The following is a 16,512-nucleotide window of genomic DNA, read 5'->3' as shown; positions in this document are numbered from 1 at the left end:
TGTTTTCGGGTCTGTGAGCTGCATCAACCGTATAACTGTGGCCTCTCCATCGTCCTCCGAATCGATGTTGGCGCGATGTAAGTGCTGGCCGGAGCTGCGCTCTTACGCCACTGGCTGGCACGAGTCACCCTGCGACCAGGACGTTCTCGCGGGGAGACGGGAGCCGTTCGACATGGCCCGACCGATGTATGTGCCGGTGTTGGGGGTCAGGCGGAACACCATGGCCGCTTTCGGGGAGCTACCCGTGCGCGTTCGGTCGCGGATCATGCCGCTGTGGACGGTGGTGCCGCGTGTCGGAGAGCGGGCCCGCGGCGTGTGGCCCGAGAGGGATCCCGACCCGGATCCGGTCGCACTGGACAACTGGCTTGCGCCGAAGGTCGACCACCTCATCGATGTGATGGACGGACGGCCCGGCTGGATCGACGCAGGGCATGTGGAAGCGCAGACGGAGGCGTCGGCCGCAGCGGTGTGGCACGTGGCGATGCGCAGCCGACTGCGTCTGGTGACCGAGCTTGAACGTCCGGCACGACTTCAACGTTACGCCGCGGACCTGGCCTTTCTCAGCGGACAGGGGCTCGGTATACGTGTGCTGCTCGACGACGCGCCCGGCGAGCGTCGGGCCGAGGAACTGCACGCTCTGATCCGTCGGCTGTGCCTGCCCGCGGCGCGACTCGATCTCATCCTCGACCTGGGACCGGTCGCCGACGCCCAGGCGGCGTCCAAGACCGCGCTCGCGGCGGTGGACCTGCTGTCCTCGCTGCTGCCCTGGCGCGCCGTCATCCTGGCCGCCGGGGGTTTCCCGCAGTGGTTGGAAGACCTCGACCACAACCCACGCCAGTACGTGCCGCGCCTCGACTGGCATGTGTACGAGGCAGTGCGGACAGCGCGCCTGACGAGCACGCGCAACCTTCTCTACGGGGACTACGGGGTCGAGCAGGCCCTGGCGGCGAACCGCCCGCGTGTGGAGAAGCCAGGGCCGCCATGGGGACTCATGCGTTACACGACCCCCGAGACGTTCCTCGTGGCCCGGGCCCCTACGCGGGGCACGGACCGAGCGACGGAAGTCCGCGCCGTGGCACAGGGGCTCGTGGACGATGCGGCATTCCGAGGCACCGAATACAGCGAAGGCGAGCGGTGGTTGTACGACTGTGCCCACGGCCAGGGGCGCAACGGCTCGGGTAACCCGGAGATCTGGACCAGGACGGGGCATGTGCAGCACATGACGTGGGTCGTGGACCAGTTGTCGGGGTGGCGGCCTCCGAGTGGGGCCTGAGGTAATTGATGGCCCTGTGATTGTCATGTGTGGATTGCGTGTGCGAAGCTGCGGCTCTTCCGCCGCAGGGGAGCGGCGTTTCAACTGGGGGATTCACCGCACGTGAATGTTCGCGCCACCATGCGCCGCTGCGTGACCGGCAGCGCCGCACTGGTCTTCGCCGCGGCCGCGCTGTTCGCCGGCGCTCCGACCGCATCCGCCCATCGGGACGGCTGCCACCGCTGGCATTCCTGTCCTTCCGACACCGGCTCGTACGTCTGCGGAGATCTCGGCTATTTCTCCGAATGCGGCTACAGCAGCCTGCCTGGCTCGGGTTCCGACTCGGGAGCGGGCGCCGATGACGGGCAGGAGACCGGGGACTACGAGCCGCCCGAGGCTCCGTCGGCCAGCAGTCCGAAGGCCGGGGCCGGGGGCAAGGTGACTGTGACGGCAAAGGCTGAGCGTGGCTCGCGTATCGAGGTGCGGGAAGTGGACGACCCGGATTTCCCGGAGGACGGCAAGAGAGTCGCGAAGGCAACGGCGACCGGCGCATCCCAGACCGTCGGCTTCACCGCCGACGACGGCGAGCACACCTACGTCCTAATGGCCGTCGACGCGGCCGACAACTCCAGTGATCCGAGCAAGGAGTTCACCGTCGATGTCGACGCCGAGGGGCCGCCCCTCGACGACCTTGAGGTCGGCGACCCGGACGGGGCGACGGGTGCGGTGGAGCTGTCCTTCATCACCGACCTGGGAACGGACTACGACATACGCGTGGCAGGCACGTCGACCCGCTGGCGCGGCACCAGCGAGGACGGTGACTTCAAGGAGTCGCTCTGGCTGCCCAACGGTACGCACGCGATCACCGGCTCACTCCGCGACAAAGCCGGGAACGTGACCAAAGTCGGGGCGGAGGCGGTCGTGGACCTCAAGGCCCTGACGCCGAAGCTCGAACCCGCGCCCGACTCCCACGACGAAGACACCCGCTTCACCATCACCGGCCCGCGCGCGGCCCGGGGAACGCTCGACGTCGGCACGCAGAAGCGGAAGGTCACCCTCGACGACAAGGGCCACGCCGAGATCGCTCTGCACCTCCCCGACGGTTCGTACCTCCCGAAACTGGCCCTCACCGACCCTTTCGGCCGCGCCGCCACGAACGAGGGCCCCAAGACCGTCGTCGACACCAAGCCACCGAAGGCCACGGTCTCGTACGACAAGGAACGCGCCCGCCACCAGGAGCTCGTGCTCACCATCACCGGTGAAACCGGAGCGGCGGTACACATCGAGGCTCCGAAGGCTCTCGCGGGGAAGTTCACGCTGCACGACGGCCGGCGGACTGTACGGGCGTCCGTTGCGCCCGGCGATCTGTATGTCACGGTGTCCGTGACCGACGCCGCGGGCAATACGAGCCAGCGCACGCTGACCGTGCACGTCGCGGACGACTGGACGATGGCGCAGATCGTGGTGGCGCTGATCCTGTTGCTGCTCGTGCTGGCTGTCGCCGTACTGATCTGGCTGCGACGGGTGCGCATCGCCGCGTGGATGAGGGCCCGTCGACGAGCCCGAGTCGCTGCTGCCGTGGAACGTGACATCCAGCGCCAGGCGGCGCAGCGTGCCAGGGAAGAGCAGCGCAGGGAGCAGGAGGCTCTGCGCGCCATGCAGGCGTACGAGCGTGAACTCGCGACGTGGAAGGCGGAACGGAATCGGCTCACGGCGCGTGTCGACATGGCGCGCGACATGAAGGCCGGTCGCTTCACCGTCGCGGAGTGGCGCTGGGGCAAGCGACGCAAGGGCGAGGAAGTCCTGGCGGTCACGGCGACGGCGAAGCTGGTCGAGGTCCGGCAGCGACAGGGGCACCAGTACAACGAGCGAACCGATGCGGGCGAGCTCGTGATCACCAACTCCCGCGTCTTCTTCGTCGGTTCGACGAAGAAGCGCGACTGGGACTATGCGAAGTGGCTCAGCCACGATCACCAAGCCCCCGGCCTGACGATGATCCTCGTGTCGAACCGCCAGAAGACCTCGGGTGTCGACTACGCGGGCCCGGACGCGGAGCGGATCAGGACCGCCATCGAGGTCGGCCTCAGTCGACACCAGGGGACGTGGTCAGCGCTGCTCGACCGCCTCCGAGGCGACGTCGAGAACCATGCGCGGCTTCGCCCGGACCGGCCGGAAGCGCCGGGCGGGGGTGTGGTGTTGGGGAAGCCGGTGGGGTGAGTCCGGTGTCCAGGCACCGTGCGGCGGGCAGTGGCAGGGGAGTCGGGGACTGTGACGTGGTATCGCGGTGTGTCCGCGATACCACGTCACAGTGACTCGGTCTTGCGCTGATGTTGTGCTCGCCGGGCTGCCGAGTGCCCGTGCTTGCGCGGTCGACCCAGCGGTTGGCGGGCGCAGAAGGGTGCCGCGTCGCGGCATACAACAACACGCCGAGCCAACGGTGGCCGACGCCCTACTCGGTGACCTTGGGGTGGCCGGTGCCCGCGTAGGTGATCCAGGCGATGCGGTTCGGCTCGTCGACGAGGTACCAGATGCGGCCGCCGCCCGTCACCTCGAACTGCCAGCGTTCCATGGTGTCGCCCTTCCAGATGGCGCTGCCCAGCTTGCCCTTCAGACGGTGGTGACGGTCCGGTTCGTCGAGCGCACGTGGGTCGGCGCGGATCTTGTCGAACGCGCGGCGGAGATTCCCCGTCGCGTGGCGGGCCAGGTGTTCCCAGCCGGTGGCGGCCTCAGTGTTCGCGAAACGCAGGTCGTACTCGCCGCCGATCGGTGGGGGTGCGGCCCGGTCTCCGCGTTTGGGGCTCACTCGGCCGCCTGCGGGGCAGCCACCGGGCCCAGGTCACCGTCCGGCTCCCGGGTGAGGGCGGCGTGCAGTGTTGGATCGGCGTAGACCTCCGCGCTGTGTCGCCACTGGGTGAGCAGCAGGGCGATCGGGGCGAGGTTCTCCAGAGCGGCGGCGCCTCGGGCGGTGTCGGTGAGCTCGGCGAGCATCGTCTCGACGTCCTCATCGGGAAGGAAAACCGACCAGGGCAACGCGTCGGGCAGCAGCTCGCGCAATATGGCCAGATTGCCGGTGCTGACCAGGCCGGCCAACAGGCGGGCGGTGAAGTCGATCACTGTGGCGTCTCGCTCCAGCTGATCGGCGCGGATCAGGGCGAGATCGCCCGCGTCGCGGCGACGCAGCCGAAGGGCACGTACCGCATCAAGGCGCCGGGCGGTGGCTGCCGGGTGGTGGAGCAGCTCGCTGAAGGGAACATCCTCGTACGCTGTCGCCATGACATCCACACTACTTTGGATGTGGGTGGGTGGGTAGTGCAGCGCGAGAGGTTCGAGACCAGGACTGACGCGCAGGGGGCACTGGATCGGGCGGTCGCACGGCCTCGCCGATCCGTGGGTCGGCCACGTGCAGCACATGACGTGGGGCGTGAACCGGTTGTCGGGGTGGTGGTCTCCGGCACGGCCCTGAGTGCGGGTCGCCCTGCAGCGACTGTCCGCCCTGCGGCCGGGGCGGCTCCGGTTCCCGCCAGGGGCATGGCGCGAATCAGACCCTGCCTGTGCAGGCCCTCTTCCCAGCGCGGAGGTATGACGCCGACCCTGTTCCCCACTCAGGGGAGGGCGACGGGGCGAAGGCCCCAGATGGGCGGAGAGGATGGGTCTTGGTGCCGACTTCGAGCAGGACACGGATGCTCCCGAGGGGCACTCGCATTTCCGTGAGCGAGAGAGGGTCCCGGTCCCCGAAGTCCCGCTGCCCCGTCCTGCCGGAGCGGAGCAGAGGCATCAGGGGTACTCCGATGTGACGGAGTGGCTGTGTGCGGCGGCCTATACCCGCGACGACCATGTCAAGAAGGTTCTGGAGGCGCTCGACGCCTTCCTGAAGGAGTTTCCACGGCTGCTGCTTACGGCCTTCTGGTGGCTCATGCGAAGGAGACGGGCAGAGGAACGCCGACAGACTCTCGATGCCGCGGGGCAGGAGAGTCTGCAAGCTGCTCAACCAAAGGTGGTTCTCGGACACGAGTACGTCAGATGGGTCCGGCGTCGCATATCCAAGGGGCACCCGGTTCCGCCTCAGGGCTTCTTCCTCACGCCCGTGCTGGAGACCTGCGCGTCCGCGGAGGCGTTGACCCATGTGCGACGCCTGCTGCTCCTGGGCTGCCTCGTCGTGGGGCCTCTCGTGGCAGTGGCGACGGATCTCGGCCTGGGGCGTGTTCTGTTGCTCATGCTGGTTGCCGCCTGGATGGTCTGCTACGTCGACCGCCTGTTTGCCTTCCGGCGGATTCGGGGCATGGCGTGGCGCCGGACCAGTGGACGGATGTGGTGGGTCGTTCCCTGGCGCCGCCGCAGCCTGGCGCGCGACCGGGCGAAACGCAAAGGCCTGATCGTGCCCTACACGCCGCAGGTAGGCCGTGGGACGGTCGTCGGTTACCACTTCATCGGCGCGGGGGCGGCGTGGTCGGAGCAGCCCATCGAGATCGATGTCGCGCCACCACTCGCCACGGAGAGCGAGGGCGAAGACGGTCAGTCGAACGACGAGCGCCAGATGCGGGAGGTGTTCCGCAGCGTCGAGGAACTGATCGGCGCCGCGCACGGCAAGAACGGCGTCACCCCCTTCACGCCGGACGACCTTCATGAGTACGTCGCCGGCGAACTGCGCCGCCCGTTCGACCCCAAGCCCCAGTTCAACCCGGACAACCGCTTGGACGTCTTCGATGTCGCCGCCACCTCGGGCGAACGCTGGAAGGACATCACCAAGGACCGGTGGCACGCGCTGATGATTCTTGCGCGCAAGGGAGTTGAGGGCAGCGGAGCGAGCGCGGAGACGAAGGAAGCCCGCCGCTTCTTGTGCACCCGAATCGTCTCGTGGGACGGCGAACTCGTGGCGTCCGTCTACGTGAGCTTCGCCTACGAGCACCACTATCTGCGTGTCGTCGCCCGCCCTCATGTCATCCATCCCGTGCACATGACGCTGCGCACCGCCGTCCGCAGGGCGGTCGAGGCGGGCTTCTCATGGCACGTCAGGGAACTGGCCAACGCGTTCCTTGACCTCCCCTCCCTGGTGAACTCCCTTCGCAAGCCCTTCAGTTCACGGAGACCGGACGCCGACCCGGGGAAGGGGCCCGTGAGTCTGCGGGAGATCTACTCCTCGCCGTACATGGACGACATGCTCCAGTACGACGATGCGCGTCGCTACGTCGGCTGGATGGAGCGCCGCATCTTCGGCGCGGTGGCCGAGTTCCTCGTCGACCACAACGTCGAGATCCAGGGGTACATGAAGCAGGCGACCGTCATCCTCCAGAACTCCGGTGTGATCGCAGGATCGATCGGAGGCGACGTACAGAACCAGCCAGGTTCGACCGGGTCCACGATCCACAAGACTCAAGTCCCGTCAGCGGAAGGGCAGAAGTGATGTTCGGCAGGAAGAACAGCAGCGCGTCGCACAATTCGGGCGTCACCGTCGGAAGCGGTGGAGCCATCGGAGGAGATGTACAGAACCAGCCGGGGGCTGTCGGCTCCCACATCTCCAAGGTGACGGTGGTGAGCCCGCAGGCGACAGAGGACTGGTCGGCCAGGCTGAACCGCATCCGCACAGCCCTCGACGAGGAACAGCAGTCTGTCAGGGAGTACGAGCAGTGCCGCATGCTCCTCGACCTGGCAGGACAGCAGCGGCTGGACGATCCGGGCGGCCGTGGGTCCGCCGAGACGATGCTGAGCCAGGTGCTCGACAGGTGTGGAGGGGCGCCCGGGGTTGCTTCGTTGGTGAGCTCGGCGCTGTCGTTCATCGCGACATTGGCTGGGTGACGGGCGCCGGCTCGGCACTTCTGGTTCAGCGGGAGCGCTGCTGCTACGAGGAGATCCGTACCGCGGTGGCCCAAGGTGTGGCCCGGGCCGGACCACGTGCTCGCGGATGGTGAAGACCTACTTCAGCCGTCGCCCTGTCGGCACAGTCGACTGTGCCGACAGGACTGTCGGAGTCGGCCTCCGGCAGGGCGGCCAGCGTTTTCCGGGTGTGTCCGAAGGTCCTCAGTACGTCGTCGAGAGAGGTTCGATGTCCGGGGTCCGTGAGGCTGCGTGCCAGGACCAGGGCGAGATCGTCGAGATCGGACGCTGCGTTGCTTCGCGGCGCCCGGTCAGCCGAGTACAAGTGACTCGTCCCCGAAGTCGGCCACGAGCCTGAGGGTGCCGCCGAGCACGGCGACGTAGGCAGCGACGGTCTCGACCTCGGACCGGGTGAGCTTGCCCTTCTCTATGGCCGACACGCGTCCTTGCGTCACGCCGAGAGCTTCGGCAACGGTCGCCTGCGTCATGTGCTGGCGCTTGCGGATCTCGGCGAGACGGTAGGCCCGGACCTCGGACAACAGCGCGGCCGTGCCCTCGCGAATCTCCTCCTGTTCTTCAGGGGAGAAGTCGAGCTCGTCCTTGAGGTCGTTCCAGTCGATGGGGTTCGCGGATTCCGGCTTCCTCTGGTTCATGACGACTCCTTCACGTACACCGCGTACGCCTCTTCAGCGGCCTTGATCGCCGACCGGCACCACCTGGACCAGTCGCCAGCCTTGTCACCGCCGACCAGAATCACGGCGTTCCGCTCCACATCGAATGCAAAGAGTAAGCGCACCTCGGTGGTTCCGGACGAGCCGGGGCGCAGTTCCTTGAGGTTGGGCAGCGCCGAATGGGCGATGCGGTCGACGAGCGGACGCCCGAGGGCGGGCCCCTCTTGTTCCAGCACGTTCAGGGCCTGAGCGATTTGGAGGAGTGTGCCCCTGTCGCTCTGGCGGAGGCTGTGCAGCCAACTGCAGGCCGGTTCAACCACGACGATCTTGTAAGGCATGGGCTCCCCATCCCGCGTCATTACGTCTGCATGATATCACTTCTGTGTAATGTCTGGAGGTGGTGGCGACGGCTGGGCGTGACAGCTGGCCGTCGCCCAGACGGTCTTACCGGGGTCACCGTCCAGCCGGGGCGCGCAGCCCCAGTCGTCGGCGAGGGCGGCTACGAGGAGGAGGCCGCGGCCGGATTCAGTGTCGGGGGTGCCGGGGGTGGTGTGGGGGCGTCGTTCGGCTCGGGTGTCGGTGACTTCGATGCGGTACGTCTCCGGGGTCGGCTCCGTGAGTTCTGTCAGGCGGAGGTGGAGGTCGCGGCCGGGGACGTGGCCGTGGTGGACGGCGTTCGCGGTGAGCTCCGCCGCGATCAGGGTGAGGGTTTCGTTGGTGTCGCTCGTGTAGAGGTGGCCCCAGTCGTTCAGGCGGTGGGAGACGAGGCGGCGAGCGAGGCGGGCACCTCGGGGTGTGGAGGTGAAGCGCATCGCGAACTCGCGGGTCGCGGCTGTGGGGCGGGGAGCGGCTGTGCTGGTCATGAGGTCGAGCGTGGGGTGGTGGGGGCGACGCCGGTAAGGGGGCGCGCGGTGACGCTGGGTTGTTGTACGTGGTGGGGGTGGGGTTGTACGTGGCGGGCGGGGCGGCGTCGTGAACTGCCGTTCGGGTCGCGTGCGTTGATGGATATGCCGGTGTGGGGGTGTTGGGGCGGTTCCTGGGTGTGGCGGGGGGTGACCGTGCGTAGCGTTGAGCGGGTGAGACGGGCGAGTTCTGTACGCGTTCGGGGGTGAGTTGTACGTGGTGTGCGGCGTGACCGCGGTGTGCGGAAGGGGAGTTGTACCGGGGAGGCGATCGGGAGAGGGGGACGGTATGGGCGTGGACCTGGGCGTGGGTGACGGTGAGGTCGGTGGTGGCGGAGGGGAGGAGGTGGGTGGCGAGGATGTCGGTGGGGTGCTGCTGTCGTTCGGGCGGCAGTTGAAGCGGTTCCGGGAGTGGGCCGGATTGAGTCGGGGCGAGCTGGGGGAGCGGGTCGGGTATTCGGCCGCGACCATCGCCTCGTTCGAGCAGGGGCGACGGATCGCTCCGGCGCGGTTCATCGGGTTGGCGGATGACGTGCTCGGGGCGCATGGGATTTTGCGGGAGCGGGTGGAGGAGGTGGAGCGGGCGCAGTATCCGGCGTTCTTCAGGAGTGCGGCGAAGTTGGAGGCGCGGGCGGTTGAGCTGCATGTGTACGCCACGATGGCGATCCCTGGGTTGTTGCAGACCGAGGAGTATGCGGAGGCCGTCTTCCGCATGCGCCGACCGCTGTTGGGCGAGGACACGGTGGCGCAGCGCGTAGCCGCCCGCTTGGGGCGACAGAAGATCTTCGCCCGCGCTCCGATGTCGACCATCAGCTTCGTGATCGAGGAAGCCGTGATTCGGCGCCCGATCGGTGGTGAGCAGGTCATGCGAGGGCAGCTGGAACAGCTGCTTCTGTGTGGACAGCGGCGCAATGTGGAGATCCAGGTGATTCCGATCCAGCGTGACGAACACGCCGCTCTGGGTGGGCCGTTCACCTTGATCGAGACGACGGACGCGCGCAGGATCGCCTACGTAGAGGTGCACAAGGAGAGCCGCCTCTTCACGGAGCGGAGTTCGGTCCGTGAGTTCGAGGAGCAGTATGGAATCCTCAGGGCTCAGGCGCTCACGCCGAGTGAGTCGCTGGCCCTCGTGGAGCGGTTGCTGGGAGAGACATGAACGTCGAGAAGTCGATGCCGGGCGTGGCTGAGCTGGCGTGGTTCAAGAGCAGCTACAGCAGCGGTGAGGGTGGCGAGTGCGTTGAGGTCGCCGCTGATGGCGCGGCGGTTCACGTGCGGGACACCAAGGGCCGGGACCGGGCCATGGTGGACGTGGCGCCGGGGGCCTGGACGGCGTTCGTGGGGTTCGCGGCGCGCGGCTGACGCTGGGGGAGAACAAGTGGGTTGCCCTGCCATCCAGTTGAGGTGGATGGCAGGGCAACGTTGGTTGGTCGGCTTGGCCACGGCAGCGGTAGTTGACGCCCGCTGTTGCCCCGCCCACCGGCTCTGTCAGGTGAGGCGCCTGCCCATGCGGGTGGACGCGCGCTCCGTGTCCTTCGTGTGCCACCAGTCGAACAGGTTGGTGAGTACCAGAAGTTCAAGGGTGTGCATCGACCCCTCGGTGAGGTCCCCGCTCACCAAGCTCGCGTCGGGCCCGTCATAGGCGAGCGAGACCCGCCAACGCTCCTCGGAAACCTTGACTTCCACCTGGACGTGCAGTGTTGGATGGACCGAGGGAACGCGTAGCGCGAGCACTTCGATGGGAACGCCCGGCCCCTGCCGCTGCACTCCGGAGATCCGCTGGATCAGTTGCTCTTGTACCTGCTCCGCCGTGGCCATGCCAGCCTCAACAATTCATTGCTGCGAAAGTGGTGTATTCAACGGTGGCGGTAATGATGCCCTGCGGGCTGACTCTTGCGCCAGGACCACCGTAGGGGCCCTGGTTGTAAACCACCTTGAAGTTTCTGGTCGGCCTGGGCCGACAGGAATTCGAGGGCTTGTAGCGATAGACCACGCCCGGCGCGGCCCGGTAGCCGTTCCACAGGGTGTCCGAGATCTTGTTCTTGAATCTCCCGCTCCACCGCCCCCGTGCCGCGATGTGCTTGTACCCCCAGCTCGCGGTGCCGCATCTCATGATGACCTTGGACGGTCCGCGGTAGAACGTGTAGGCCACCTTGCGGTAGCTGTCCCGCCTGCAGGGATTTGCCGCGGCAGCAGACTGTGCGGGTGCGACGTGGGTGGCGCGGTCGACCGTCCCGGCGGCTGCCGGGACGGTGGTCATTAAAGTCGCGCTGAGCGCTGTGGCCAACAGGGCGACCGACGTGTGGCTGTTCTTCTTCACTCGCATGATTGCCTCGATATCACGGTCCCGAATTCACTTGAAGCGGATGTGTCCGCAAAGTGGTCGCATCCGCGAGACGGATCCTATGGCGGGTGAGTGTGGAGGAATGCGGGAGTCGCCCATGACAAGAGTAACTTCCGGTGAATGGAACCTAGTTACCGCGGGTTCCATCTACTTGGGGTAGCGGCCATTTAAATTGAATTCGCGACGTCAGGGTGAAGGGGGTGGGGGCATTCCGGGGTGAGGGCAATGGTCCGGTTTCGGCTCTGGCTCGGGGCGGCTGAGACCGAGGGCCTTGAAGTCGTGGTGGCCAGCGAGCCGGAAGCCGATGGTGCGCCGCGTGGACAGCGCCCCATTGCTTGAGTGGGTCTGGGCGGCGGCGTTCGGGGTGGTGGGCGGCTTCCTGCGCCCGCACCACGTGCCCCCCCCGTCGCCCCCACGTGGGCCGCCCAGGCGATGGCATGAGCCAACTCGCCGGCCAGGATCTACTACTGCCGGGTCTGTCGGGGCTCGGGAGGCGTCCAGCGGCCGAGGCGAATTTCCTCGTCGAGGCGGGTCTGGAACGTGGCGTGGGCGGCCCGCATTTCGGCTTCGCGGTCGGCCTTGTAGAAGGGGGCCGTGTAGCCGGTGGGGGGTGGGGTGGTTTCGGGGTTTTCGAGGTGGTCGAGGAGGTCTAGGTAGTCCTGCTTGGTTTGGCCGTGACCGTAGGTATTGAAGTCGGCTGCGATCTTGCGGCCGTTGGCGTCGAACCAGGTGGCCGACTCGTAGTCGTACAGCTGCGGGTAGCGGGACTTGAAGATGGTTGCGAGCTGGTCGGCTGTGATGCCGAGCCAGACGGACACGAGGGCGTCCAACTCGACAAGCGCGGCTCGACGTTCGTGTTCCGTGCGGAGTGGGGTCTTGTACCCCCAGGCGGCCTTGAGGTCGGAGGCGAGAGGGTTCAGACGGGGCCAGTTGGGGTTGGCCCAGTCTTCGTAGCCTGCCCAGCGTGGGTCGAAAAGTTCTGCCCAGAGGGGTGCGTAGTGAGTGGTGAGGGCATTCAGACGAAGGGAACGCAGCAGGAGGGCGGGGGCAAGGGGATGTCCTGGGCTGGGGGCGGGCATGTTGCGGGCCTCGCTGGTCTGGAGGCTAGCCCGACCCGTGATCCGCAACAGGTAGTCCAAAGGGAGCGATGCCCAGAATCCTGCGTTGAGGGTGGTGAGTTGATTGCTTTCGAGGGCCATGGAGTGCACGGTGTTCACATGGGCGGGACCTGGAGGGATGAGGGCGGCGTGAAGGCTCCGGCTTGTATTAAAGGCAACCATCCTTCTCCATGCCACTCTGAAATACGAAGTGGATGGCGCTCCATGCCAAGCTTGTTGGTGTGCGATGTATTCTGCCTCGTCGGTGGCGCGCACGTAGTTGCTGACTGGGATATATGTTTCGGGGAGGCTGGTTAGGCTCGTTGTATTCCAGTCTCTGTTACTTCGGCAGGGGATTCTCGGCTCCTTGGAAAAGGGGAGTGAAGCTGCGAAGTGTGGCCCTTGGAGGATGGCGTCCGAAAGTTTCGGGACTGATTCGTTTCCCCACCGAATCAACCCCTCCCTTTTGGCGACACCTTCATCGAATCCGATAGTCATTAGTGGATGGTAAGTGTCAAGATTTTCTGAGTAATTTGCTAGCGCCTCAATGGCGCCCTGCTCAGTCATTGCGATCGGGTATAGAATGGGTGTTTGGGAAACATCTCCTTTTGAGCTGCTCAGAGCTTTCCAGCTCGCTAGCAAATTTGCGTCAAGATGGACTACCCGTTCGCGATGGGGGCGGGTATCCCATGAGCCATTGTATTTGATTCCGGGCGCTTCCCCTTGTCCATCATGGTTGAGTGACTCAGGGAGGACCTCGGCGCTACGGAGTCCGCTGATGTGCAGGAAGTCTGGTTCCTGTGAGGTGCCATAAATGTGCATCCCGAACTCCCATCCGCGGTCAAGGTCTTCGAATGCCCAATTTGCTGAGTTGACAAAGTGTGCATGGACTCGAAGGTGTCTGTACGCCGCGGAGCGGATGACGCCTTCGTGTACGCCACCGAGATGCGTGTCCGGGTGGAGAAGGCCTGCGATACCGTTGCGCATCATGTGCCTCCAAACCTGAGTCATGAACGCTCGGTAGAGGTCACCCTTCGTTCCCACAAGCATCGGGTAGGCAAGTGGACTGCGGAGAGTGGCCACGATCCCCGTGTTAGCTGCCAGCTCATGGAGGAAGTAGTCGGTGTTGTCTTCTGGCGTCCTGAAGACTTCCTCTTTACGTAGGCGCCACTCTGCCGCGCTCGGCTTTTCTGTCAGGGTGAACCAAGGCTCGCGCTCCGCCAGAACCTGGTCCTCTCGCCATTGAGGCTGAACCCAAGGCGGATTCCCCACCTGCAAATCAAACCCGCCCCGCCCCGCGAACACGGACGCGTACTCCAGCTCCCAGTGGAAGAACCCCTGCCGCTCCGCAACGTCCCCCGCGACCGCAGCCCAAGGGAACCTTCCCTCCAGCCAGTACGACCGATCCATGCCCATCCAGTCGGGCAGCTCGTCCTCGTAGCGCTCAAGGGCGTCCAGCGAGTCGAACGACGACACCAGCGACTCCGCCGGCACATCGTGCGTGCCCAGCAGGGACTCCGCGAAGTCCAGCCAGTCGTCGAGCTCGGCCAGCGGAATCACGTTCCGGCGCTGCCCCGCGAACGCGCCCTGGCCCTTCCGAGCCCCCTTGCGTCTCTTGTCGATGTCGCCGCGCTTGACTTCCTTCACCGTGACGTTGCCGAGGAAGTCGACCTCCTCGTAGGTCCGTACGACCTCGGACGCGTCTGCCGCCAGCTCGCCGCCCTGCACGGCAACGTCACCAGCCCGCGCGTACCGCTCATCCGAACCATCAAGCAGCCCCGCGCCCTGAACCGGCCAGAACCACAGCGCGCACCAAGCATTCATCAGCGTCTTCAGGCGCCAGTACGGGGTATCGACCGCCTCCAGGTCCGCCAGCACCTTCTCCCTAGGTACCGCGTTCTCCGGCGCCCGGACCCAGCCCTCCTCCGCGCCCCATACATCAATCTTCCGCGAGATCTCCTGCTCCGAGATCTCCAGGCGGCGCGTCACGAGACCCCACAGGTACTCGGCCCGCCGAGCCAGCCCAGCCAGCCGAGCAGTCTGCTTGGTCGTCGGTGACTTCGTGATCGACTTGCGCCACGCGCCCAGCGCCTTCGCCTCCTCCGGCGCCAGCGCCTTGGCCTCCTTCTCGGCCGCGACCGCGCCCCACTCCTTCGCGGGGAGAAGGAAGTGGTGGACGGCGCCCTCCGGCAGGGCCCCTTCCTCCAGCGGGATGCGCTCAGGCGTCGTACCCAGCCACCCACCCTTCTTCAGGCGCTCAGCCGCATACACCTCCCGGCGCCCGCCGATCAGCGAGTTGCCCCGCCGCAAGTGCAGGCCGAACCACGGTGCCTCCATGCCGGGGTGCATCGTGTTCAGCCACAGCGAGACCTCCGCCAGCTCCACCGCCGTCGAATTGAGGTCCACGCCATAGGAGTTGTGCAGTGCGATGTACGCCTTCGCGCGCTGGAGCTCGACCGCGTAGCGCTCCGTGTCGATCGGCGTACCCAGTTCGTCCTGGCGGCGCCGCAGGTACTCCGCCGCCACCTGGTTGATCGCCTCGTTCAGGAACGCACCCGAGCCCAGCGCCGGCTCGCAGATCTTCCAGTCCAAGAGTTCGCGCGCCTCCGTCACCGAACCGTCCTGGTCCAGGCGGTGCTGCAATGTCAGCTGCACGGTGACCTTCGTCAGCGACTCCGGCGTGTAGTACGACGCCGACGTCTGGCGATCGCGGCCCGACAGGCGGTAGACGAAGGAGCCAGGGCGGTAGCGGACCCGAACGTCCTCGCCCGTCTCCTCGTCCTTGCGGTGCACGAAGACCGTGTCCGGGTACTCGTCCGCCTTCGACGCCGGGACCAGCCACGAGCCATCCTTCGGATCGCCGCCCTTCGCGACCTCGTACAGTTCCTCGCTCGCCACGAAGCCCGAGTAGGACATCAACCCCTCGTAGACCGCACCGAGTTGGTTGATGCCGAGCTGTGCGTACGAGATGAAGCCGCCGCGCTCACCCTTTTTCCCGCGTGTGAGCATCAGCAGCCGCAGCACGCGGTACAACGTGGCGTTCCTCAACCGGGTGTCCACGTACCGCGCGCCGCCCGACTCGTACTCGTCGACGCGGGGGTCGGTCACCGACTCCTTGCCGATGAGGCGGATCGAATCCGGTTCGAAGAGCGTGGAGTGCAGGGCCTCGAAGCGCAGGCCGATGTCCTCCGAAGAGGTCTCCGCGGCCGCCGCCTCGCCGTGCGTGCGGCGCGGGCGGTAGCCCTCCTGGACCTTACGGAACAGCAGGTCCAACGACTCGTAGAGGTAGACGCCCTCCCGGGCCTTCTCGCCCACCAGGTCGCGCTCCGCGACCAGCTCGCCGAGGCGTCCGAGGCCGTACCCCTGGTGGTACTCGGGGTAGTCCGACGGCACGATGCCCAGTTCCGGCCGCGCCTCCGCGTACAGCAGGAAGAGGATTCGGTACAGGTACCGGAGGGACTCCCTCGTCAACTGCCGCGACAGGTCAGGGAGGTCCGCTACGTCCTCCGGCTTCAGGCCTGCATCGCGCAGCCGCTCAAGGACCTCGTTCGCGATCATCTCCACCGACAGGCGCAGGCCGTCCCGCAGTTCCGACGAGACGCCCACCGCGTGCTTCGTCGACTTGTCCACCAGCGTGGCGAGGGGGTTCTCGCCGCCTTCCTCCGGCGTACGCAGAGAGTCCGCGCCGAACAGCGCGGCCACGGTGTCGAGTTCGCCGCCCGCCCGTACGTCATTCCGCTCCAACGCCGCGTCCAGGGACGCCGCGAGGTAGCGACCCTCTCCCCACGCCAGCCGGTCCGCCAGGACGATCACGCCGCCGATCAGCAGCAGAACGTAGCGCGGCGGCTCCTCGCACGCGAACAGGAACGACGCCAGCTTCGAGCCAGTCGTGATCGACGAGGAGCCGTCGAGACGCAGCTCGCTCAGCAGCCGGCCCGCGCCCTCCGGGTCCAGTGCCGCGTCCGGCTCCGGCGCCCAGCCGCAGTCCAGTGCCACCAAACCGGTCTCGGAGTGCGCCACTTGGACCTCGTACGTGTGGTCCGCCCGGTCCACCGTCAGTGTCTGCGGCTTCGCGTCGTAGCCGAGGGCGCGTAGGACGGACGTGTTCAGTGCCGTTGCCCGCTCGTGCCACTCCGGGGCGTCGTACGTCGTCGCGTCGTCCGCCGTGGCCGCCGCCTCCGCGAAGAACGATCGCGCTTTGAAGTAGTCGCGGCGCAGGCCACGCAGGCCCGCGCGCGGGGTGACCGGGAGGGCCTCCTCGGTCCCGCCGGACTCCTCGGCGCTGTCGGCGGCGTCAGCGGCAGCCTTCGCCTCGTCCTCCCGCTCCTTCCACGTGGCGAGCAGGCCCGACTTGAGGTCCTTCGGAAGGATCTCCGCCAGGTAGTGCGCGGAGAAGTAGTCGCCCTGGTTGACGAGGGAGTCGTACGTCATGGCTGTC

Annotated in this window: 14 protein-coding genes; 6 read left to right on the top strand and 8 right to left on the bottom strand. The window is 66.7% G+C overall.

Annotation, left to right across the window (positions count from 1 at the left end):
* The first annotated feature begins 172 nt into the window (after positions 1-172).
* Together OKJ99_RS18230 and OKJ99_RS18225 are read left to right on the top strand one after the other, a co-directional pair.
* Entirely contained in the window at positions 173-1,273 is a 1,101-nt protein-coding gene (locus tag OKJ99_RS18230; RefSeq protein ID WP_326017574.1) for a beta family protein, read from the top strand.
* Between the two features lie 102 nt (positions 1,274-1,375).
* The gene (locus OKJ99_RS18225; RefSeq protein ID WP_326017572.1) at positions 1,376-3,469 is read left to right on the top strand and encodes a hypothetical protein; all 2,094 of its coding nucleotides are present in this window, start codon (positions 1,376-1,378) and stop codon (positions 3,467-3,469) included.
* 232 nt (positions 3,470-3,701) lie between these two features.
* Here OKJ99_RS18225 and OKJ99_RS18220 read toward each other — a convergent pair whose 3' ends face one another.
* Entirely contained in the window at positions 3,702-4,055 is a 354-nt protein-coding gene (locus tag OKJ99_RS18220) for a hypothetical protein (protein WP_326017571.1), read from the bottom strand.
* Complete coding sequence (locus OKJ99_RS18215; protein ID WP_326017569.1) at positions 4,052-4,525, bottom strand: hypothetical protein; 474 nt, start codon at positions 4,523-4,525, stop codon at positions 4,052-4,054. The genes OKJ99_RS18220 and OKJ99_RS18215 overlap by 4 nt, the downstream gene beginning before the upstream one ends.
* Positions 4,526-5,336: 811 nt before the next feature.
* On the opposite strand from OKJ99_RS18215, the gene OKJ99_RS18210 reads away from it, so the two are divergent.
* On the top strand, positions 5,337-6,653 hold the full coding sequence (locus OKJ99_RS18210) for a hypothetical protein (RefSeq protein WP_326017567.1): 1,317 nt from the start codon (positions 5,337-5,339) through the stop codon (positions 6,651-6,653).
* Positions 6,653-7,045, top strand: a complete 393-nt coding sequence (locus OKJ99_RS18205; protein ID WP_326017565.1) for a hypothetical protein — start codon at positions 6,653-6,655, stop codon at positions 7,043-7,045. The genes OKJ99_RS18210 and OKJ99_RS18205 overlap by 1 nt, the downstream gene beginning before the upstream one ends.
* Before the next feature lie 329 nt (positions 7,046-7,374).
* Here OKJ99_RS18205 and OKJ99_RS18200 read toward each other — a convergent pair whose 3' ends face one another.
* From OKJ99_RS18200 to OKJ99_RS18190, 3 genes are read right to left on the bottom strand one after another with little or no spacing between them, the layout of a single operon-like run.
* Positions 7,375-7,716: a helix-turn-helix domain-containing protein gene (locus OKJ99_RS18200; protein WP_326017563.1), complete on the bottom strand. Its 342-nt coding sequence runs from the start codon at positions 7,714-7,716 to the stop codon at positions 7,375-7,377.
* On the bottom strand, positions 7,713-8,072 hold the full coding sequence (locus OKJ99_RS18195) for a type II toxin-antitoxin system RelE/ParE family toxin (RefSeq protein WP_326017561.1): 360 nt from the start codon (positions 8,070-8,072) through the stop codon (positions 7,713-7,715). Before OKJ99_RS18195 ends, OKJ99_RS18200 begins: the two co-directional genes overlap by 4 nt.
* Before the next feature lie 36 nt (positions 8,073-8,108).
* Positions 8,109-8,597 carry an ATP-binding protein gene (locus OKJ99_RS18190; RefSeq protein WP_326017560.1) on the bottom strand — a complete coding sequence of 163 codons (489 nt, stop codon included), beginning with the start codon at positions 8,595-8,597 and terminating at the stop codon, positions 8,109-8,111.
* A gap of 328 nt (positions 8,598-8,925) precedes the next feature.
* Here OKJ99_RS18190 and OKJ99_RS18185 point away from each other — a divergent pair, with 328 nt between their 5' ends.
* Both OKJ99_RS18185 and OKJ99_RS18180 read left to right on the top strand, forming a co-directional pair.
* Positions 8,926-9,792: a helix-turn-helix domain-containing protein gene (locus OKJ99_RS18185; RefSeq protein ID WP_326017558.1), complete on the top strand. Its 867-nt coding sequence runs from the start codon at positions 8,926-8,928 to the stop codon at positions 9,790-9,792.
* Entirely contained in the window at positions 9,789-9,995 is a 207-nt protein-coding gene (locus tag OKJ99_RS18180; RefSeq protein WP_326017556.1) for a DUF397 domain-containing protein, read from the top strand. The genes OKJ99_RS18185 and OKJ99_RS18180 overlap by 4 nt, the downstream gene beginning before the upstream one ends.
* A 126-nt stretch (positions 9,996-10,121) precedes the next feature.
* Here OKJ99_RS18180 and OKJ99_RS18175 read toward each other — a convergent pair whose 3' ends face one another.
* From OKJ99_RS18175 to OKJ99_RS18165, 3 genes are all read right to left on the bottom strand, one after another.
* Positions 10,122-10,451 carry a hypothetical protein gene (locus OKJ99_RS18175; protein ID WP_326017554.1) on the bottom strand — a complete coding sequence of 110 codons (330 nt, stop codon included), beginning with the start codon at positions 10,449-10,451 and terminating at the stop codon, positions 10,122-10,124.
* Between the two features lie 7 nt (positions 10,452-10,458).
* Positions 10,459-10,959: a hypothetical protein gene (locus OKJ99_RS18170; RefSeq protein WP_326017552.1), complete on the bottom strand. Its 501-nt coding sequence runs from the start codon at positions 10,957-10,959 to the stop codon at positions 10,459-10,461.
* 482 nt (positions 10,960-11,441) lie between these two features.
* Positions 11,442-16,505 (bottom strand): class I SAM-dependent DNA methyltransferase, encoded by a 5,064-nt coding sequence (locus OKJ99_RS18165; protein ID WP_326017550.1) that lies wholly within the window; start codon positions 16,503-16,505, stop codon positions 11,442-11,444.
* Positions 16,506-16,512: the final 7 nt, after the last annotated feature.

This window comes from Streptomyces endophyticus, assembly GCF_035798155.1.
GTDB classification, from domain to species: Bacteria; Actinomycetota; Actinomycetes; order Streptomycetales; family Streptomycetaceae; genus Streptomyces; species Streptomyces endophyticus.
The sequence above is the reverse complement of the archived record's forward strand: the minus strand, read 5'-3'. Positions and strand labels throughout refer to the sequence as shown.